The organism is Pseudomonas sp. H11T01 (genome assembly GCF_048515765.1).
Lineage (GTDB): Bacteria > Pseudomonadota > Gammaproteobacteria > Pseudomonadales > Pseudomonadaceae > Aquipseudomonas.
Genome location: NZ_JBLYED010000001.1, coordinates 374160 through 395084, shown reverse-complemented (window position 1 = coordinate 395084; position 20925 = coordinate 374160). Strand labels below are relative to the sequence as shown.

Genomic DNA, 20925 nt, shown 5'->3' with positions numbered 1-20925 from the left:
CATGTGTGGAATTGTTGGCGCGGTCGCTGAACGGAATATCACCGCCATTTTGCTCGAAGGCCTCAAGCGCCTGGAATATCGCGGCTACGACAGCGCGGGTGTGGCGGTTTTCAGTAATGCCGGCAAGCTTGAGCGCGTTCGACGCCCGGGCAAGGTCAGCGAACTGGAACAAGCCCTGGCCGGTGAGCCTCTGGCGGGTCGTCTCGGTATTGCCCACACCCGCTGGGCGACTCACGGCGCGCCGTGCGAACGCAATGCTCACCCGCATTTTTCCGGTGATTTGGCGGTGGTGCACAACGGCATCATCGAGAACCATGAAGCCCTGCGTGAGCAATTGAAAGCGCTGGGTTATGTGTTCACCTCGGACACTGACACCGAAGTCATCGCCCACCTGCTCAACCACAAACTCAAAGATCTTCGTGATTTGACCGCGGCACTCAAAGCCACCGTTAAAGAACTGCACGGCGCTTATGGCCTGGCGGTAGTCAGTGCCAAGCAACCTGATCGTTTGGTAGCCGCACGTAGCGGCAGCCCGCTGGTGATCGGCCTGGGTCTGGGCGAGAATTTCCTGGCTTCCGATCAGTTGGCGTTGCGTCAGGTCACCGACCGTTTCATGTACCTGGAGGAGGGCGACATCGCCGAGATCCATCGCGACAGCGTGCAGATCTGGGACATCAACGGTCAGTCGGTCGAACGCGAAGCCGTGCAATACCGTGATGGTGCCGAAGCCGCCGAAAAGGGTGTGTTTCGCCACTTCATGCTCAAGGAAATCCACGAGCAACCTTCCGTAGTGCAGCGCACTCTGGAAGGCCGCCTCAGCCAGAATCAGGTGCTGGTCCAGGCCTTCGGCCCACAAGCGGCGGAACTGTTCGCCAAAGTCCGCAACGTGCAGATCGTTGCGTGTGGCACCAGCTATCACGCCGGCATGGTTGCCCGTTACTGGTTAGAAGAACTGGCCGGGATTCCGTGCCAGGTCGAAGTCGCCAGTGAGTTCCGCTACCGCAAAGTGGTGGTGCAGCCGGACACCCTGTTCGTGACCATCTCGCAGTCCGGCGAAACTGCCGACACCCTGGCTGCGTTGCGCAATGCCAAAGAGTTGGGCTTCCTTGCCAGCCTGGCGATTTGCAACGTTGGCATCAGCTCGTTGGTGCGTGAGTCCGATCTGACCCTGCTGACCCAGGCCGGTCGCGAAATTGGCGTGGCCTCGACCAAAGCCTTCACCACTCAGTTGGTTGGGCTGCTGTTGCTGACCCTGTCCCTGGGCCAAGTGCGCGGTACGTTGGCCAAGGGCGTGGAAGCCGAATTGGTCGAAGAACTGCGTCGCTTGCCGACCCGCTTGGGCGAAGCCTTGGCCATGGACAGCATCATCGAGAAAACCGCCGAGCTGTTCGCCGAGAAGCACCACACGCTGTTCCTCGGCCGTGGCGCACAATTCCCGGTGGCGATGGAAGGCGCCCTCAAGCTCAAGGAAATTTCTTACATCCATGCCGAAGCCTATCCGGCTGGTGAGTTGAAGCACGGCCCATTGGCGCTGGTCGACAACGATATGCCGGTGGTTACCGTGGCGCCGAACAACGAGCTGTTGGAGAAACTCAAATCCAACCTGCAAGAAGTGCGCGCCCGCGGTGGTGAGCTGATTGTCTTTGCCGACGTACAGGCTGGCATGACCAATGGCGAAGGCACCCACGTTATCAACATGCCGCACATCCACGACACCTTGTCGCCAATCCTCTACACCATCCCGCTGCAACTGCTGTCCTACTACGTCGCGGTGCTCAAAGGCACGGACGTCGACCAGCCGCGCAACCTGGCAAAATCTGTAACGGTGGAGTGAGTTATCCACAGGCGGGTATCCTGATGTCGGTCAGTTAAGCATCAGGATGCCCCCAAAAGGGGGCCCAATACTTAACTGAACGGCATCATAAAGGTTGGCCCATGGACAGGTTTCAGGAAATGCAGGTGTTCCTCGCCGTGGCGCAAGAGCAGGGGTTTTCTGCTGCGGCGCGGCGTTTGAGCATGTCGGCTGCGAGCGTCACACGGGCGGTCGCAGCACTGGAAAAGCGCATCGGCACACAGTTGCTGACGCGCACTACCCGTAGCGTTCACCTGAGTGAGGCTGGTCAGCGATATCTGGAAGACTGTCGGCGCATCCTGGCCGAAATCCAGGAGGCCGAAGCCTCGGCAGCTGGCAGCCATGCCCAGCCCCGTGGGCAGCTGACGGTCACTGCGCCGGTGTTGTTCGGCGAGTTGTTCGTGACGCCGGTGATGGTCGGTTATCTGGATCAATTCCCCGAGGTCAGCATCAATGCTGTGCTCCTCGACCGTGTGGTGAGCATGGTCGAGGAGGGGATTGATGTCGCTGTGCGCATCGGTGAATTGCCGGACAGCAACCAACACGCGATCCAGGTGGGTGAGGTGCGACGAGTGATCTGTGGGTCTCCCGGTTACCTCGCAAGCCATGGTCGACCTCGGCATCCTGATGACCTGTGTCAGGCACGGATTGTTGCTACCTCGTCCATCGGGCAGGTCAGGAGCTGGCAGTTTGTAGAGGCCGGAACAGCGCTGAGCGTCCGTCCGGAACCGCGTTTGGTGGTCAACGCGAATCAAGCGGCAATCACGGCTGCTTGTCTGGGTTGGGGGCTGACCCGGGTGCTGTCTTATCAGGTCGCCAGCAAGGTTTCTGCAGGCGAGCTGGAAATCGTTCTTCAGGATTTTGAACTGCCGCCGTTGCCGATTCATGTGGTGTATCAGGGTGGGCGCAAGGCGCCGGCGCGGGTGCGCAGCTTCGTGGATTTTGCAGTGAAGGCGCTTCGCGAGCATCCAGCGTTGCAGGTCTGATGCTTTATTGCACCTGATGAAATAATTGATTGTGTTTTCTGGCTATTCTGTTGTTTTCATCGAAAGTGGAGGATAGCGCCCATCGGCGCGGATCTCTCCTGAACTGCGCGATTACCCCCGCGGAGTCCACCATGTCCCAGCACGCCATCAAACTCTATAACTTCCCGCGCTCCGGTCATGCCCACCGAGTCGAGCTGATGCTCTCGCTGCTCGAACTGCCCACCGAACTGGTGTTCGTCGATCTGGTCAAGGGCGCTCACAAGCAGGCGGATTTCCTCGCCCTGAATTCATTTGGTCAAGTTCCGGTCATCGATGATCAAGGTGTGGTGCTGGCCGACTCCAATGCGATTCTGGTGTACCTGGCGCAGAAATACGGCAAAGGCCGCTGGCTGCCGGCGGACCCGGTCGGTGCTGCCAAGGTCCAGCGCTGGTTGTCGGTCGCGGCGGGGCAGATTGCTTCGGGGCCCGCCAGGGCTCGGCTGATCACCGTGTTTGGTGCGCCGTATAACGCTGAAGAGGTCATCGCTAATTCCCATAGCCTGCTTAAAGTGATCGATCAGGAATTGGCCCACACTCCTTACCTGGCGGGCAATGAACCGACCATCGCTGATGTCGCCGCCTACAGCTATATCGCCCATGCACCGGAAGGCAATGTGTCGCTGGCCGACTATGCCAATGTACGGGCCTGGCTGGCGCGCATCGAAGCCTTGCCCGGTTTTGTCGGTATGCCGCGCACGGTGGCCGGCTTGCAAACTGCCTGATATGAGCGAACCCCGGCCCAGCCAGGCTGGGCCGGTCAGACTGCGCCCTCGGCGCAGGGGAGAAACCGCGATGAACCTTCAATCACCCTGGCATGCCGGCGAGAAGCAGTTGCAGGCGCATGTCGGTGTCGCTGAGCGCATGGAAGCGTTCGGGCCCAAGGTCATCCGCAATCAATTGCCTGATCAGCATCGGCAGTTCTATCAGCAATTGCCCTTCATGCTGTACGGCGCAGTGGATGCGGACGGTAATCCCTGGGCGAGTATTCTCGAAGGTCAACCGGGTTTCGCCCACTCTCCCGAGCCTGTTCTATTGCAACTGGACAGCCTGCCAAAGCAAGACGATCCCGCCCAATTGCAGGCAGGCGCGGCGATCGGGCTGCTGGGTATCGAGCTGCACACTCGGCGTAGAAACAGGATCAATGGTCGGGTCAGCGCTATGGCCGATAACGGTTTCACCGTCACTGTGGAACAGTCTTTCGGTAATTGCCCTCAGTACATTCAGCTGCGTCAGTTCGAATCGGTGCCCGTCGCCGATCCATCGATGCGTGTAGTGCAGCGTCTGAACCAACTGGATGACGCAGCGAGCGCAATGATTCGTAAGGCCGACACCCTTTTTGTCGCCAGCTACGTTGACGTTGAAAACCAACGCTCGGTGGATGTCTCTCATCGGGGCGGGCAAAGCGGTTTTGTTCAGGTCGAGGGTAATTGCCTGACCATTCCCGATTTCGCCGGCAACCTGTTCTTCAATACCTTGGGCAACCTGTTGCTCAATCCGCGCGCCGGCTTGCTGTTCATTGACTTCGATTCGGGTGATTTGCTGCAAGTCAGCGGGCGCACCGAAATCATTCTCGAAGGGCCGCAGGTCGACGCCTTTCAGGGTGCTGAGCGGCTCTGGAAACTGCAGGTGGAGCAGGTGGTGCGTCGGCCCGCAGCACTAGGTTTGCGCTGGCGGTTCGAGGGTTTCTCGCCCAACAGTCGGATGACTGGAACCTGGGAGCAGGCCGCCGCACGTCTGCAAGCCGAGGCGCTGGGCAATAGTTGGCGGCCAATGCGGGTCACACGCGTCGAAATGGAAAGCCGCAACATCCGCTCGATCTACCTGGAGTCAGCAGATGGCGCGGGCCTGCCGCTGTTTCAGGCCGGGCAGCATTTGCCCGTGCGGTTCACGATTGATGGCCAAGTGCATATCCGCACCTACAGCCTGTCGAGTGCACCGTCCGATGGGTTTTTCCGAATCAGTGTGAAACGCGAGGGCATTGTTTCTTCTCACTTGCACGAACAGATACAGGTCGGTGATCTGCTGGAGGCTCGCGCACCTCAAGGGCATTTCACGGTGGCGTCGCAGGAGCGTCGGCCACTGGTGCTGTTGGCGGCCGGGGTTGGTGTCACGCCGTTGTTATCGATGTTGCGCGAAGTGGTTTATCAGGGCCAGCGTACTCGCCGTACCCGGCCCAGCTGGTTTATCCAGAGCTCACGCAGTCTGGCGGAGCAACCGTTTCGTGCTGAGCTGGACGAGTTGCTGGAGTTCACGGGGGACGCCGTGCAGGTGGTGCGTCTACTCACCCAGCCAGAAACGCAGGCTCGCGAAGGTGAGGATTTCGACCTGACCGGGCGTATTGATATCGCACTGCTCAAGGCTGTGGTGCTGGCTGAAGACTTTGACCAGGTGGATTTTTTCTTGTGTGGGCCCAGTCGTTTTACCCAAGGGCTGTACGACGGTTTGCGCGAGCTGGATATCCGCGATGAGCGAATTCATGCCGAGACGTTCGGACCCTCAACCTTGCGCCGGGTGCCAGACCCCGAAGCGGCACCTTTTGAACAACCACCGGCGGCTACTACCTCAGTGCCGGTACTGTTTCATCGTTCCGCCAAGGAAGCCCGCTGGGAGCCTGCGGGTGGAAGCCTGCTGGAGTTGGCGGAGAGCCGTGGCCTGAGGCCTGAGTTCAGCTGTCGGGGTGGCTCCTGCGGGACCTGCAAGACGCGCTTGATCAGTGGCCAGGTGCATTATCCACAGCCACCGGTTGAGTTACCCGACGCTGGGGAAGTACTGATCTGCTGTGCGGTTCCGGCCCGTGGTGCCGAAGGTCAGCAACCGCTGGTGCTCGATTTGTAGACCCATCTCATGCATAGGAAAGCGCTTTTTCCTCCAGCAGCTCCTGATACAACTCCATCCATTTGCGGCCCATTTCATCGGCGGTGAAGAGTTGACGATAGCGGGCTTCGGCTCGCTGCCCCATGTGTGCCGCGAGCTGCGGGTTTTCCCACAGGGTTCGCATCGCCTCACGAAAGGCCTGTGGATTACTCGGTGGAACGACTAAACCGGTCTCGCCGTGGATATTGATGTAACTGGTCCCGGTGCCGATCTCACTGGAGATCATCGGTTTGCCGTACATCGCGCCTTCGAGCAATGAGATACCGAACGCTTCGGAACGCAGATGCGAGGGGAACACGATTGCATAGCTCAATTGCAGCAGAGCCACTTTATCCTCTTCACCCAGACGTCCAAGAAAGTGCAGATTACGCAGGCCAAGGGCAGTGGCCTGAGCATGCAACTCCACCTCAAGCGGGCCTGCGCCGACGATCACCACCGGGTAATCGACGTCTTTAAGCGCGTCGAGCAGAATGTGCAGCCCTTTGTAGTAACGCATCACGCCGACGAATAGAAAGAAGCGCTCACCCAGACGTTCGCGCCAATGGGCCAGGCGCTCGGGTTCGGGCTGTGGATAACCTGACTTGTTCAAGCCATAGGGAATGACCCGGGTCTTTTCCCGGTGGGCCTGCAGGACATCGCTGGTATGGAAGTAGTTGGGCGAGGCGGCGACAATCCGGTCGGCGCTATTGAGGAAGCGATTCATCAGGGGACGGTACATTTTGAGCAAATGCTGCTGGCGAACAATGTCCGAGTGGTAAGTCACCACGCAGGGTTTGTTCATGGCGCTGAAGAAATGCACCAGATCCATGAACGGCCAAGGGAAGTGGTAGTTGACCACATCCGCCTCTGCAGCCATTTCCCGAAACTGTTTGAAGACACTGTAGGAAAAACCGGTGGAAGCGAACTGCACATCGAGTTTGGCTCGATGGACCTCGTGCTGACCGATCTTGACGACCGCGGGAGTGGGGTCAGCGCTCAATGTCAGAACCTGGCTCTCAATGCCGTGCCGGGCACCACTTTCGCACAACTGAAAGATGACCTGCTCGATACCGCCAACCGAGTCAGGCAGGTACGTTTTGAAGAAATGTAGAACACGCATTCAACCCCCCATAGCCTGACGGTATGCGCGTGCTGTTACCTTCGCGCAGCGCCCCCAGGAAAAAAGCTTTGCTTGTTGCAAGCCCGCGTCACGGCATTCCAGCCAATGCGCTTGATCGTCGATCAATCGGCTCATCGCGTCGCGCAAGCCGTCTACATCGTCAGGTTCAATATAGTTACCCGCGTCACCTGCGACCTCCGGCATCGCTGAACGTCGGGTCACTATCACCGGGGTACCGCTGGCCATGGCTTCCAGGACCGGAAGGCCGAAGCCCTCGTAGAGAGACGGAAACACCAACGCCCTCGCACCGGCCACGAGCTGTGCAACCTGTTCATCCGGCAGATAACCCAGCAGGCGGACCAGGCCGGTGGCCAAGGCCTTTTGCAACTCATCGCTGAACTGTCCATGCTCCCAGCCGGCCATTCCGACAATCAGCAAAGGGAAACGCTGACGCATCGGCTCAGGCAGTTGCGCATGAGCGTGCAGCGCCAGTGACAGGTTCTTACGCGGCTCCAGCGTACCGACACACAGGAAATACGCGTGCGGTTGCACGCCCTGTGGCTTGAGTGTTTCTTGCAACGCTTCGATCGAGCGTGGATGGAAGCGCGCCGCTACCCCCAGAGGCGCAACGACAAAGCGTTCACGGGAAAGGCCAAAGTAGCGCTGGGCCTCATCGGCCACGTACTGCGAGTCGGTCAGAATCAACCGTGCCTGTTGCACGCCCTGGCCAAGCCGGCGCTCTATCTCTTTCAACCGCGCCGCAGGCTGGGTCGAGGGATAGTGCAGATGGGTCAGGTCATGCAGGGTGATGATGGTCGGGCCTTTGAACGCCAAGGGCCACAGGCTCGGTTCGTGATAGAGATCGATGGCCTGGGACTGTCCTTGATCGAAGCGCCGCTGCTCCAGCCAACGACGGGCCTGGTAGGCTCCCGGCACTCGTCGCAACCAGGGCGTCAGCCGGGAATAGCCAGGCATGGCGGCGGCCGGCAGGTCGCCACTCCAGCCCCAGCCATGGAACAGTGACAGCTCCAGGTCCGGCTCTGCCACCAGGGCTGCCACCAGCTCGGCCAAGTAGTGGCCGATGCCGGTGCGCGGTGCCTGGAGAATCCGTGCGTTAAGGGCAATCCGCATGCTGCCTCTCTATCCGCACCGGTGCTTTCTTCAGGTTGCGTTGGATGCGTTCGACAAACTGGGCACTGGCCTCGCGCCAACTCAGCCAGCGCCACTCGCTGACCGTGCGGTCTGCCGGAAACTCGCCGGTGCTTTCCATGCGTGCAACCAGATCGGCAAGGCTCTGTGGGTCGGTCAGATCGAAATAGGCCATGAACTCACCACCAATTTCACGGAAGACCGGAATGTCGCTGCCCATCGCCGGCAAGCCACGCTGCATGGCTTCGACCAGTGGCAAGCCAAAGCCTTCGACATATGAAGGGAACACCAGCGCCGTTGAGTTTGAATACGCATGCTCGAGACTTTTATCGGTGAGCGTGTTGAACATGAACAAGCGCTTGTTCAGCTCGGGATGCTTGCGAATGCGCTCGATCAAGGCGTCGCACTTCCAGCCAATACGACCGGCAATGCACAGCCTGGCCTTTGAGCCTGCAGCCCAGGCGCGCTCGAAGGCATCGAGCAGGTAGCCATGGTTCTTGCGCGGCTCAATGGTACTGACCATGAGGAAGACCGGGTCTTGCCCTTCGAACAGGCGTACGAGGCGCGGCTCCACAACGGACGCATCGTCGTTCAGGTCCAGTTCCGAGCCAAGGTGGAAATAGTCGAACCAGCGTTGGTTGACTTGCTCGGCGCCGACCCGTCGCAGCATTTCTTCGCGAACCTGATCGCGGATGGTGGTGGAAATGGCGACATAGCCATCCGCTGTGCGGGCGATCCAGTCGAACCAGTCATTGAATACCCTGACCAGCCCGGCATCGCAGAATTGCGGGTGAGTCAGGGGGATCAAGTCGTAGATCACCGAGACGATACCCACGCCATCACGCTTGAGTTGCTCGGCCAGCGGAAAGAAGTCGGCATGCCAGGACGAATCCAGCAGCACCAACTGGTCACCCGGCTGGTGTTGCAGTGGCGCGCAACGGGCAGGGATCGCGTCCTTGTTCACGCAACGATCGAGTATCCGCATCGGAATGCTGAAACAGGCCAGCGCCGCCAATCGGCAACCCACATACAAAACCCGACGCGCAAAGAGTGAGTTGCGAAAAGGTCGGCGGCGCTCAAATGTCCGATGGCGCAGCCAGAAGATGTTGGCCATTTGCTCCAGACGCACGCGCAAGCCCATCAGATCCAGAGCCGGTGTTTTAAAGGGGGCCAAGCTGAGCACCCGATAAAGCTTGCCCTGGAGCATGACCACCGGAATACATTCCAGCGACTCGTTGGCGTCGGGCAATTCACGAATGACATTGCGCACCACGCGCTGAATCCCCGAATTGGCGTCCGGATGCTCGAACACATAGGTGCATTCGACCAAGAGGCGCGTCATTGTGCGGCCTGCGAGGCGATTGATTCGGTAGGTGTCGCTGTCGATCGGGTGATAGTGGTTTGCGCTTCGAGCCAGGAGCAGCCGACAAAGTCTTCCTGACGGTTATTGATCACATGGAAGACCAGCCCGTAGTCGCGCCATTCGAAATTGCGGTCCAGGTGCGAGTCCAGGCGCGACAGGCTCAAAGCGACGGAATAGTTACCCTTGCCCAGGCGCATGGGGAAGGCAAAGCGGAATGTGACCCGTTCGCCGGCGCTCAAGTCGGTCAACGCTTGTTCCAGTCGATGGGTGTTGATGCCATACATGGGCTGGCCAAGGCGATCCTTGATCATGAAGCCCAGCACCAGCCGCTCGATGTCCTTGCGCACTTCTACCTGAACCTCCAGCACCATCGGCTGGCCGACCTCGGCCACTTCCACCGAACGCTGACGCTCGTCGAGCAAACGCACACTCAAGATGCCGGCTTCACCGGTACCGGAGATGGTCTGCACCTGACCATTGGCGAGCATTTCCTGGCGAACCGTCTGGCCCTCGCGCTCGGCGAGCATCGCGTTGTAGTAATCCATCACCTCTTCGGGCTTGCCGCGCATGGCCATGCGGCCCTGCTCAAGGAGAATCGCGGTGTCGCAGATTGACTGGATCGCCGAGCGATCATGGGAAACGATCAGCAGGGTGGTACCGGCCTTACGGAAACTGCGGATACGTTCGAAACTCTTGTGCTGGAAGTAGGCGTCACCCACTGACAGCGCTTCATCGACGATCAGAATGTCAGGCCGACGTGCAGTGGCGACACTGAAGGCCAGGCGCATCTGCATGCCGCTCGAGTAGGTGCGCACCGGGTGGTCAATGGCTTCGCCAATCTCCGCGAAGCCTTCGATTTCCGGCATCAGCGCCTCGATTTCTTCGACCTGCAGGCCCAGCAGTTGGCCGGCCATGACAGCGTTTTGGCGCCCGGTGAAGTCGGGATGAAAGCCCATGCCCAGCTCCAACAGCGCGGCGACTCGCCCGTGTAACTGGATTTGTCCGCACGTGGGTTGGGTGGTGCCGGTAATCATCTTCAGCAATGTGCTTTTGCCAGCGCCATTGACCCCGACGATCCCAACCGCTTCGCCTGGGGCGATGTCGAATTCCACGTCTTGCAACACCCAGTGCAGGTGATGCCGGATCGGGGAGAAGGGAATGAGCCATTCGAACAGCCGGCTCCAGCGGTTCGGATACTGCTTGTAGGCCTTGCCCAGGCCGCTAACGCGTATTTGTCCCATTAGAGTTCATCCACCATTTCGCCGACGCGTTGGCGGAATAGCCGCAGCCCCATGACACAAAACAGCACACCGACGACCAGCATGGGCATCAGCGAACTCCAGACCGGCCATTGACCATAAAGGAACAGGTTTTGGTAACTCTGCATCAGCGCGGTCATGGGGTTGAGGCCGATCAGGCGCCGAATCGGCTCGGGGAGAATCGCCATGGGATAGACAATCGGCGTCAACCAGAACCAGAACTGCAGGCAGATGCCGAAGAACTGTCCGACATCGCGAAAGAACACGTTCAACACGCCGAGGATCATCCCCAGGCCGGCCGAGAAAATGACCTGCAATATCAGCAGTGGCACCAGCGCCAGCAAGGCCATGCCAGGCAGACGCCCGGTGATCAGCAGAAAGCCCAGAAACAGTCCGAGGATGATTGCGAAGTTGATTCCGGCATTGAACAACACGATCACGGGCAGGCAGATGCGCGGAAAGCTGATCTTCTTCAACAGATTGGCATTTTCCAGAAACATGTTCTGGCTGCGCAGGGCGATCTCGGAGAACAGCCCCCAGGTCAGCAAGCCTGCGCAGAGGTACACGCTGTAGGCCAGGCCGTCATCCACGCCGGGCAGTCGGGCGCGCATAACCTGAGAAAAGATCACCGTGTAAACGACGATCATCGACAGTGGGTTGAGTACCGTCCACAGAGCACCGAACAGCGAGTTGCGATACCGCGATTGGAACTCACGCTTGACGCTACCGAGAATGAAGCCCCGGTAGCCCCACAGCGAGCGGTACAGGTTAAGCAGCATTCAGACCGTCCTTCCGTATTTATCTTCGAAGCGAACGATATCGTCCTCTCCCAGGTACTCGCCGCTCTGAACTTCAATGATGACCAGATCGATCACTCCCGGGTTTTCCAGGCGATGCTTGTGCCCGGCAGCAATAAAGGTGGACTCGTTTTTGGCAACAAAGTGCGAGCCGTCACCGTTATTGGTGACCTTGGCCATGCCTTCGACCACCACCCAGTGTTCGTTGCGATGGTGGTGCATTTGCAGGGAAAGGGAGGCTCCCGGCTTCACCACGATGCGCTTGATCTTGAAGCGCGGACCTTCTTCCAGCACGGTGTAAGTGCCCCAGGGGCGACTGACTGTGCGGTGCAGGCGATAGGCGTCGTGTTTTTTGTCCTTGAGCTGTTTGGCTACCCTGCGCACATCCTGGGCACGATCAGCGTGGGCCACCAGCACTGCATCGGCGGTGTCGATGATGATCAGATTATCCACACCCACAGCCGCCACCAGACGGCCCTCGCTCTGGACAAAGTTGTTGTGGCTGTCGATGAATACGACGTCGCCGCTGGCGCGGTTGTTCTGCGCATCGGCCGGCACCAGCGCGCCGACTGCGCTCCAGGAGCCGATATCGCTCCAGTCGAATTCGGCCGGGACCACCACGACTTTGTCGGACAGCTCCATCAAGGCATAGTCGATGGAGATATCCGGCATGTCGGCAAAATGCGGTGCCGACAACTCCTGCTGGATGCACCCGCCCGTTTCGACCGCGGCGCTGGCCGCCAGGCAAGCCTTGCCCAGCTCCAGGAGTTCAGGTGCGTGGATCTGCAATTGCGCCAGTAAGGTCACGGCCGAGAAGCAGAACATGCCCGAATTCCACAGGAAGTTGCCGCTTTCCAGGTAATGGGTCGCGGTTTTCAGGTCGGGTTTCTCGACGAAGCGCTGCACGCTGGTCGCGCCTCGCTCATCCAGCTGTTCACCGGTCTGGATATAACCAAAACCGGTTTCCGGCGCGGTCGGGGTGATGCCGAAGGTCACCAGATGTCCGGCCTTGGCCAGTTGTACGGCGTGTTCGACGGCCGTCTGGAAGGCGTCTTCGTTCTGAATCAGATGGTCGGCGGGCATCACCACCAGAATCACATCGTCGCCGTGCAAGGCTTGCAACGACAGTGCTGCGGCAGCAATCGCAGGCGCGGTGTTGCGTCCTACAGGCTCCAGGAGAAAGTGCCCACGGTGGCGTTCCAGTCTGGCCGCCTGGTAGTGATCCTTGCTTTGAAAATAGTACTCACGGTTGGTCACCGTGACGATATGGCCGCCCGCCGCCAAGAGTCCGGCCGCCCGTCGGTAGGTCTTGCCGAGCAAGGTCTGGCCATCGGGCAAGGTCATGAACGGCTTGGGTTGACCTTCGCGCGAAACCGGCCACAACCGGGTCCCGGCACCACCGGAAAGAATCACAGGAATCAGCATGCCTTACTCCTTGGCGACGCGTTTCATGTCTGCATCCATCATCATGCAGATCAGACTCTCCAGGCCGGTCTTGGGCTTCCAACCCAGTACGCGTTGCGCTTTGGCCGGGTTGCCGAGCAATACGTCAACTTCGGCCGGGCGGAAGAACGCCTGATCGATTTTCACGAAATCCCGGTAATCCAGGCCGACGTGATCGAAAGCGATGCGGCACATCTCACGGACAGTGGTGGTGACGCCGGTCGCCACCACATAGTCGTCGGCCTTTTCCTGCTGCAGCATCAGCCACATGGCCTCGACGTAATCGCCGGCAAAACCCCAGTCACGCTTGCTGTCGATATTCCCCAGGCGCAGCTCCTGCTGTTTGCCCTGCTTGATGCGAGCGGCAGCATCAGTGACTTTGCGCGTCACGAACTCGATCCCGCGCAGGGGCGACTCGTGGTTGAACAAAATCCCGCTGGAGGCGTGCAAGTTGAAGCTCTCGCGGTAGTTCACCGTGATCCAGTGACCGTAGAGTTTGGCCACGCCATAGGGACTGCGCGGATAGAACGGGGTGTTCTCGTCTTGTCGCTCAGCCTGGATCAGGCCGAACATCTCGCTGGTGGAGGCCTGGTAGAAACGCGTGTGCGGACTGAACTGGCGGATCGCCTCGAGCAGGTGGGTCACGCCCAGCCCATCAACGACACCGGTGGCCACCGGCTGGTCCCAGGAGGCCGCGACAAAGCTCTGTGCCGCCAGGTTGTAGATTTCATCGGGCGCGGCCTTGATCACCGCCCGCTGCACTGAGCAGGCGTCAGTCATATCGCCATCCAGATAGCGAATCTCGCCCTCGATACCCATCTCACGCAAACGCCAGCGCGCATCGCTGCTGCGACGCGCCACGAAGCCGTAGACCTGATAGCCCTTGTCGAGCAGCAGTTTGGCCAGATAGGCGCCGTCTTGCCCGGTGATCCCTGTGATCAGTGCGTTTTTTGTCATTCGTCTTGTACTCGTGACTCCCAGTCGGACAGGATCGCCCGCAGGGATTGTTGTGTAGTTATTGCAGGCGTCCATCCGGTGGCGTGTTGCAGCCTGGCATGGCTACCACAGACACGACGCTGTTCTGCGCGGCGAAGACGCGCAGGATCCTGAATCAATTCGATGTTGACCTGTGCCAGATCCGCCAGCTGTTCGATCAGGCTGCGGATGCTTTGCTCCTGGCCTGAGCAGACGTTATAGATCTGCCCGGGTGAACCGCTTTGCAACATGGCCAGGTAGGCAGCCACCACGTCGCTCACGTCGAGAAAGTCGCGGGTCACGTCGATGTCGCCCACTTCCAGTCGCGGTGCTTGCAGGCCCTGTTTGATCCTGGCCATCTGGCGTGCGGCGCTGGCAATGACAAAACTGTCTTTCTGCCCGGTACCGATGTGGTTGAAGGGGCGGGCGACGATCACCGGCCAGCCCTCGGTCATGCCCCATTGCTGGCACAAGAATTCCGCCGAGAGCTTGCTCACGGCATACGGGTTGCGCGGGCAGGGTGGCTGGTTTTCGTCGATAGGCAGGGCGGTTTCGCTCACTTGGCCATAAACGTCGCCGGAGCTGACATACAGGAAGGTGCCGTTGAAGCCGCGTGCCTTGAGCGCCTGCAGCAGATTCAACGTTCCCAGCAAGTTGATCTGCAAGGTCCTGGCCGGATCGCGAAACGCTTCGGGTACGAATGTCTGGCCGGCCAGATGAATCACGGCGTCGGGCATTTCGGGCCACAAGCCTTCCAGGCTGTGTGGCAGGGAAAGGTCATAGCCGGACGCGACAGGCAGGAGATCCCAAACCGAATCGGGAGCACTCAGACGAGATTGGATGTGACGTCCTACGAATCCAGTCAGACCCGTAACGAACAGACGCTTCTTCAAGCAGCAGCCCCCTAATCAGCAAACTTCGGCAACGCCCCAGGCCTTGCTTAGAAAACCGGAAAACTCTGACGGATTTTTCGGATTTTTCTGGTTGCGAAATTTTTGTTGTAGTTGTTTTGAGACAATCTGTGCCAATTGCCCAGCAATTTCAACAAGTCCTAGTGTGACCGGTCAGTTCTCGTTCAAGCGCTTCGGAAAATTCCCGCGAAGCTGTTCACGAACGCCTTACGGATGTGTTTAGAATGCCCCTCGTCGCGACCGCCCAGCGATCGGCATGGCTGTTTTTGGCCACGCAAAGCTGACCAATAAAACAAGAACGTAGACGGGGATGAGGACGATCGGCGAAGCCACTGCCAACACAGGGCTTCGTCAATGGCTCACCGTCATAGAGTGAAGTTGCCCTGCGGCGGCTTCATCGTGGGATGCCATGAATTTCATTCTTTACTCGGACGTCAACGACAGCTCGATCAGCCAGAGCCTCGGCCGTCCCGAATACAGTTACTACTTCGTGCTCAAGGCCTACCGGGCGGTACTCGAGAGCCTTGGGCGGGTTCATGTGGTGCAATCGACCGCCGACGTCGATCCGCTCTATCGGCAACTGCTGCTTGAGGGCGAGGAGAGTCTGTTTCTCTCGTTCACGCCTCCCCACAAAGCCCCGACCGACCTTACCTGCCCGACGATAGGTGTGGTGGCCTGGGAGTTCGACTCCATCCCGGACGAACACTGGGATAACGACCCGCATCAGGACTGGGGCCGCACACTGGCTCGCCACGGTCGGGTCATCACGCTATCCACCCATACCGCCCGTGCCGTGCACAAGGCACTTGGGGAAGACTTCCCGGTGCTGGTGCTGCCCACGCCGTTGTGGGAAAGCTTCGCCGGTATCCGTAGTCAGTACCCCAGTGCGGCGATCAATCTCGGAACGACCCTGCACATCAAGGGCTGCATCATCGACAGCCGCGGGCTCGGGCTTTGCGCTGACGGCTTGATTGCGCCGGTGATTGCAGAAGTGGAGCCGGAAGTAAACGACGTCGTGATCGAGGCCCCACCCCTGACTTGGCGGCGACGCCTGTTCATCACCAAACACTACCTGCGCCAGTGCGGTCTGGAAGTGTGGCGCGACACCTCGGGGCGGCGGCTGATCATTGGCAAGCACTACCTGGTTCAGTGGTACCGGGAAGCGCTCAACGACCTGGTGCCCGAACGGGTCCAGGCGACGGCCGCCAGCCTGAGGCGTGCGCGGGTGCTGCCGGTCACTGAGCCTGAACCGGAGTCTGCGCACGAGCATCCGCAAGCCGTGCTCCCGGACACCACCGAACTGGTCGAAACCCAGGTCGACGGGGTGGTCTACGTCAGCGTGTTCAACCCGGTTGATGGCCGCAAGAACTGGCACCAGTTGATCACTGCGTTCTGCTGGGCCATGCGGGATGTCGAAGATGCCACGCTGGTATTGAAGATGACCCAGAACGATTTGTCCTTGTACTACGTACAGATGCTCACGTTGCTTTCACAGCTATCGCCATTTTCCTGCCGCGTTGTCGTCATGCATGGCTTTTTGGACGATGAGCAATACGCTCGCCTCTACGGTGCCGCCAGTTTCTATGTCAATGCGTCCCGTTGCGAAGGGCTTTGCCTGCCGCTGATGGAGTTCATGGCCTGTGGAAAACCGGTACTCGCACCGGCTCATACCGCCATGGAAGACTACATCGACGAGCGCGTGGCCTTTGTCATCAAGTCCAGTCAGGAACCGGCGATCTGGCCGCAGGATTCGCGCATCCTCTTCCGTACGCGGCGCCATAGACCCGACTGGGGGTCGTTGAGAGATGCCTATCAGGACAGCTACCGAATGGCCAAGGAACAACCGCACACCTACCAGGCGATGTCTGACGCGGCCACTGAACGCATGCGTGACTACTGCGCCTTCGCCCCCGTGCAAAAGCGCATGGCGGACTTTTTCGGGCTTGCCCCGATGACTGGGGGTGCGATTGCCCCGACCGTGGCTGTGGCGGACAACGCATCATGCTGATCATCATCCATTCGGAAACCAACAAGAGCACCATCCAGCAGAACCTCGGTCGGCCGGAGTACAGCTACTACTTCGTGCTCAAGGAGTACCGCCCAGTGCTTGAGCGGCTGGGTCAGGTCATCGAAGTCAGCAACCCTGACGAACTGGTCGACCGGCTGTACTTCGACTGCCTGAGCCGCGGTGAAGAATGCATTTTTCTGTCCTTCTCTCCGCCGCACCGCACGCCGATCCACTATGCCTGCCCGACCATTCCGGTGTTCGCCTGGGAGTTCAGCACCATCCCCACCGAAAGCTGGCAAGGCGAACCTCGCCATGACTGGCGTCTGGTGCTGGGTGCGTCGGGTGCGGCGATCACCCACTCCAGCTTCACGGTAAAAGCCGTGCATGATGTCATGGGCCCGGACTACCCGATCTGCGCCATCCCGGCGCCGGTCTGGGATCGTTTCGCCATGCGGGGCCAGCAGCTTGCCAAACAGCCGCAAGCCGAGCAGGTGAAGCTCAACTTGCGTGGTTTGCTGATCGACAGTCGTGAACTGGATCTGCGTCCTTATGGGCCGCCAACCTTGCGCGAAGGCACGCGCATCGCCTTCGATGCGCCAGCGCAGGACTGCCAGTTGGTGCTGGACGGCGTGGTCTATACCTCCGTTTTGAACCCCTACGATGGCCGCAAGAACTGGAAGGACATGCTCAGTGCCTTCTGCACAACGTTCCGCGATACGCCCGATGCGACCCTGGTGTTGAAGCTGACGCACCATGACATCGAAGAAGCCCTGAGCGACATGCTGCACCATCTCTACAAAAACCAGTCGTACCGCTGCCGTATCGTGCTGATTCACGGGTATCTGTCCGACCCGGACTATGAACGGCTGGTGGAAGCGACCAGCTATGTGGTGAACAGTTCGTATGGAGAGGGTCAGTGCCTGCCACTGATGGAGTTCATGTCCTGTGGCAAACCCGCCGTTGCACCCTGCAACACGGCGATGGCCGACTACGTGGACAGCGACAACACCTTTATCGTCGACTCGACGGATGAGCTGACTGCCTGGCCCCACGATCCGCGCGCGGCCTACCGCACGTTGCGTTACATCACTAATTGGGACTCGTTGTGCTCGGCTTATCAGGCCAGCTATGAGGTGGCCAAACAGGATGTCGAGCGCTATGCCCGGATGTCCACGCATGCGGTGCGCAGCCTGGAAAAATTCTGCAGCCAGGCCAGTGCCGAACAGCACTTGAAAACCTTTTTCGCGCAGCTGCTCGATAGCCGCAAGGCGCTTGTAGTGGAAACCCCGCAAGCATGATCGGCTCACTGCTGAGGCGTCTTCGCGGCGTCCAGGCCGAACCGGTGCTGGCGCCTGTGCCAGCAGTCGCTGTGTCACCTCGGGATATCGGTCTGCACGACGCCGTACTCGATGGCTGGTTTCTAAACGACAGCGGTGAACTGCTCAAAGGTTTTGCCATTGGTGCTGACGATACGCTGCTTGATGTGGGTTGCGGGGAGGGCGTCGCCACGCTGTTTGCGATGCGTCAGGGCGCGTCGGTTATTTTCACCGACAGCGAATTCGATAAGGTTCGTGACCTTGCCCGGCAGGTGAGCGCCCAGACTCAAGCGCCATCCCTGGGCCTGGTCAGCAACAGTCTGCCGCTGCCCTTGGCCGACGGCTGTGCGAGCAAGATCGTGTGCATGGAAGTGCTGGAACATGTCGACCAGCCAGAGCAATTCATGGCCGAGCTGGTGAGGATGGGCCGCCCCGGTGCGCAGTATCTGCTCAGCGTTCCGCATGCAGTGGGCGAACATCTGCAGCAAGGCATCGCACCACCCAGTTATTACCAGTCACCCAACCATATCCAGATTTTTTCTCAGGAACGCTTTGCCGCGCTGGTTGAAGACGCCGGCCTGGTCATCGAGCATCGCCAGGCCAGTGGCTTCTTCTGGGTCATGGGCATGATTTTCTTCTGGGCCAGTGAGCGGGCCGCCGGTCGCGATCTCGGTGGTGCGGTGCGCGACCGGGTTCACGCACCTTATCCGCCATTGATGGAGGGCTGGGCGAGAACCTGGCAAGAGCTACTGGCGCAGCCCAACGGACTGGCGATCAAGCAGTTACTGGATCAGTTCATGCCCAAAAGCCAGGTGATCATTGCGCGCAAGCCAGGCACGACTCAATTCCCTTCAGGAGCAGGCCACTTGTGATGAACGACAAACGGATCATGGACATTGAGGTCTTGCGCGCCATTGCCGTCCTCTGCGTGCTGTTTCATCACCTGCAAGACAGTTTGTTTGCCGGGCCGGTTCCGTTTCTGGAGGCGATCACCGCACGTTTTCAGCTGTGGTGGGGCGTCGATCTTTTTTTTGCTATTTCCGGGTTCGTCATCGCCCGTAGCCTGATCCCTGCGTTGCAAGGCTGCACCTCCCGCGAGGAGTTCTGGCAGCAGGCCCGCAACTTCTGGATTCGTCGGGTATTCCGGCTGCTGCCTTCAGCCTGGTTGTGGCTGGTGCTGATTTTGCTGGCGAGCGTGTTCCTCAATCAGTCCGGGGCCTTCGGCACTCTGCACGCGAACCTTCAAGCGACCCTGGCGGGCTTCCTGCAGTTTGCCAATTTCCGTTTTGCCGACAGCTTCTTCCGTTACGAATACGGGGCCAGTTTTGTGTACTGGAGTCTGTCGTTGGAAGAGCAGTTTTATATGCTGCTGCCGCTGTTCGTCCTGGTGTTTCGAAAACGGCTGGTCTGGGCACTGCTGGTGTTGGTCGCACTGCAACTCTTCACCCTGCGCACACCTTGGCTGATGGTGATCAGGACCGATGCCCTGGCCCTCGGCATCTTGCTCGCGATCTGGAGCGGGCGCCCAAGCCATGCTCGATGGAAACCCACGCTACTGCGGCATTCCTGGCTGGGCGTGCCGTTGCTCATCGGCGTCGGGCTGATCCTGAGCGTATTGGGTACTGAGCCCTACACGTTTGCCAGCTACCGCATTGGCGCAATGGCTGTACTCTGCGCCGTACTGGTCTGGGTCGCTTCTTACAACCGCGACTACCTGTTCCCGCGCGGCCCGTTGAAAAACCTGCTCACCTGGATCGGCAGCCGCTCCTATGGGATTTACCTGATCCATATTCCGGCTTATTTCCTGGTCCGCGAACTCTGTTTTCGATTACAGGCGATGGGGCTGCCGAACCCGGCCGGCCATCCTGTTGTGACCCTGATCGTCGCCGCTGCCCTGATCGTCCTGTTGAGCGAGCTCAACTATCGATTCATTGAGAAACCCATGCGCAACCGGGGTGCAAAACTGCTCGAGCGCTTGAACGTCAGCCGAACCACCGTCCCATCCTCTGGAGCTACCTCATGCTGAGCCTTTTGAAGAAACTCACCTCGGGTACTTCCGCCCCTGTACAGCCAGAGCCTCAGATGCCACCACCGGCCAAGGTCGATCCCTACATGCTGGGCCTGCAAGACGCGGTACTCAGCGGCTGGTTCAACCAGCAGACCAACGAATTGTTCAAGGGCTTCGAGATTCGTGCGGACGATATCGTCCTGGACGTCGGCTGCGGTGACGGTGGCAACGTGCATTTTTGCGGCATGCGTGGGGCGAAAATCATCATCGCTGATATCGATGCGGCCAAGGTTGAAGCTACACGGCAGCGACTTGGCGACACTCCGGCTCGGGAAGTGCAGTGCGTGGTCAGCGACTGCAACCCGCTGCCGTTGGCTGACGCCACCGCGACACGGATTGTTTCCACAGAAGTCATCGAACACGTCGACGACCCGGCGCAGTTTCTGTCCGAGCTGGTGCGGGTCGGAAAACCCGGTGCCCTGTACTTGCTAAGCGTTCCGCATCCGAGCTCCGAAGACCTGCAAAAAGGCATCGCGGCGCCCGAGTATTTCCAAAAGCCCAACCACATCCGAATCATCAGCGAAGATCAGTTCAAACAGATGGTCGCCGATGCCGGTCTGGAAGTGATCAGCCATAGCCAGTACGGTTTCTACTGGTCGATGTGGATGTTGCTGTTCTGGGAAGCCAAGGTCGACTTCGGTAACCCTGATCATCCGTTGCTCAATCACTGGGCCGACACCTGGCAGGCGCTTCTGTCTTCGCCACGAGGCGCGCAGATCAAGCAGGCGCTGGACGCGGTCGTGGCGAAAAGTCAGGTCATCATTGCCCGCAAGCCTGGCTGAGCAG

The 20925-nt window shown here is 59.5% G+C and carries 17 protein-coding genes; 9 read left to right on the top strand and 8 right to left on the bottom strand.

Annotated elements, in window-relative coordinates; all coding sequences use genetic code 11:
• Position 1 precedes the first annotated feature (1 nt).
• The 4 genes from glmS (at position 2) to ACN1C3_RS01920 (ending at position 5712) form a co-directional block, all read left to right on the top strand.
• On the top strand, positions 2 to 1834 hold the full coding sequence (glmS, locus tag ACN1C3_RS01935; RefSeq protein ID WP_419114088.1) for a glutamine--fructose-6-phosphate transaminase (isomerizing): 1833 nt from the start codon (positions 2 to 4) through the stop codon (positions 1832 to 1834).
• A 101-nt stretch (positions 1835 to 1935) separates the two neighbouring features.
• Complete coding sequence (locus tag ACN1C3_RS01930; protein WP_419114087.1) at positions 1936 to 2838, top strand: LysR family transcriptional regulator; 903 nt, start codon at positions 1936 to 1938, stop codon at positions 2836 to 2838.
• A gap of 131 nt (positions 2839 to 2969) precedes the next feature.
• The gene (locus ACN1C3_RS01925) at positions 2970 to 3599 is read left to right on the top strand and encodes a glutathione S-transferase family protein (RefSeq protein WP_419114086.1); all 630 of its coding nucleotides are present in this window, start codon (positions 2970 to 2972) and stop codon (positions 3597 to 3599) included.
• A gap of 70 nt (positions 3600 to 3669) precedes the next feature.
• Positions 3670 to 5712 carry a pyridoxamine 5'-phosphate oxidase family protein gene (locus ACN1C3_RS01920; protein ID WP_419114085.1) on the top strand — a complete coding sequence of 681 codons (2043 nt, stop codon included), beginning with the start codon at positions 3670 to 3672 and terminating at the stop codon, positions 5710 to 5712.
• 7 nt (positions 5713 to 5719) lie between these two features.
• On the opposite strand, the gene ACN1C3_RS01915 is transcribed toward ACN1C3_RS01920, so the two are convergent.
• The 8 genes from ACN1C3_RS01915 to ACN1C3_RS01880 are packed head-to-tail and all read right to left on the bottom strand — an operon-like array spanning position 5720 to position 14729.
• A complete protein-coding gene (locus ACN1C3_RS01915; protein WP_419114084.1) occupies positions 5720 to 6850 on the bottom strand; it encodes a glycosyltransferase family 4 protein in 1131 nt (376 codons plus the stop codon).
• A complete protein-coding gene (locus tag ACN1C3_RS01910; RefSeq protein ID WP_419114083.1) occupies positions 6851 to 7981 on the bottom strand; it encodes a glycosyltransferase family 4 protein in 1131 nt (376 codons plus the stop codon).
• Positions 7965 to 9341: a glycosyltransferase family 4 protein gene (locus ACN1C3_RS01905; protein WP_419114082.1), complete on the bottom strand. Its 1377-nt coding sequence runs from the start codon at positions 9339 to 9341 to the stop codon at positions 7965 to 7967. Before ACN1C3_RS01905 ends, ACN1C3_RS01910 begins: the two co-directional genes overlap by 17 nt.
• Positions 9338 to 10603 (bottom strand): ABC transporter ATP-binding protein, encoded by a 1266-nt coding sequence (locus ACN1C3_RS01900; protein WP_419114081.1) that lies wholly within the window; start codon positions 10601 to 10603, stop codon positions 9338 to 9340. The genes ACN1C3_RS01905 and ACN1C3_RS01900 overlap by 4 nt, the downstream gene beginning before the upstream one ends.
• Entirely contained in the window at positions 10603 to 11400 is a 798-nt protein-coding gene (locus ACN1C3_RS01895; protein WP_419114080.1) for an ABC transporter permease, read from the bottom strand. Before ACN1C3_RS01895 ends, ACN1C3_RS01900 begins: the two co-directional genes overlap by 1 nt.
• A complete protein-coding gene (locus tag ACN1C3_RS01890; RefSeq protein ID WP_419114079.1) occupies positions 11401 to 12843 on the bottom strand; it encodes a mannose-1-phosphate guanylyltransferase/mannose-6-phosphate isomerase in 1443 nt (480 codons plus the stop codon). It lies immediately after the preceding gene.
• Between the two features lie 3 nt (positions 12844 to 12846).
• Positions 12847 to 13818 carry a GDP-mannose 4,6-dehydratase gene (gmd, locus tag ACN1C3_RS01885; protein ID WP_419114078.1) on the bottom strand — a complete coding sequence of 324 codons (972 nt, stop codon included), beginning with the start codon at positions 13816 to 13818 and terminating at the stop codon, positions 12847 to 12849.
• Positions 13815 to 14729, bottom strand: coding sequence for a GDP-mannose 4,6-dehydratase (locus tag ACN1C3_RS01880; RefSeq protein WP_419114077.1), 915 nt, complete (start codon positions 14727 to 14729; stop codon positions 13815 to 13817). The genes gmd and ACN1C3_RS01880 overlap by 4 nt, the downstream gene beginning before the upstream one ends.
• Positions 14730 to 15156: 427 nt before the next feature.
• Between ACN1C3_RS01880 and ACN1C3_RS01875 the strand changes: the two genes are divergently transcribed.
• From ACN1C3_RS01875 to ACN1C3_RS01855, 5 genes are read left to right on the top strand one after another with little or no spacing between them, the layout of a single operon-like run.
• On the top strand, positions 15157 to 16755 hold the full coding sequence (locus ACN1C3_RS01875; RefSeq protein ID WP_419114076.1) for a glycosyltransferase: 1599 nt from the start codon (positions 15157 to 15159) through the stop codon (positions 16753 to 16755).
• The gene (locus ACN1C3_RS01870) at positions 16749 to 18053 is read left to right on the top strand and encodes a glycosyltransferase (RefSeq protein ID WP_419114075.1); all 1305 of its coding nucleotides are present in this window, start codon (positions 16749 to 16751) and stop codon (positions 18051 to 18053) included. Before ACN1C3_RS01875 ends, ACN1C3_RS01870 begins: the two co-directional genes overlap by 7 nt.
• Positions 18050 to 18943, top strand: coding sequence for a methyltransferase domain-containing protein (locus tag ACN1C3_RS01865; protein WP_419114074.1), 894 nt, complete (start codon positions 18050 to 18052; stop codon positions 18941 to 18943). Before ACN1C3_RS01870 ends, ACN1C3_RS01865 begins: the two co-directional genes overlap by 4 nt.
• Positions 18943 to 20097 carry an acyltransferase family protein gene (locus ACN1C3_RS01860; protein ID WP_419114073.1) on the top strand — a complete coding sequence of 385 codons (1155 nt, stop codon included), beginning with the start codon at positions 18943 to 18945 and terminating at the stop codon, positions 20095 to 20097. The genes ACN1C3_RS01865 and ACN1C3_RS01860 overlap by 1 nt, the downstream gene beginning before the upstream one ends.
• Entirely contained in the window at positions 20091 to 20921 is an 831-nt protein-coding gene (locus tag ACN1C3_RS01855; protein ID WP_419114072.1) for a class I SAM-dependent methyltransferase, read from the top strand. Before ACN1C3_RS01860 ends, ACN1C3_RS01855 begins: the two co-directional genes overlap by 7 nt.
• Positions 20922 to 20925 lie beyond the last annotated feature (4 nt).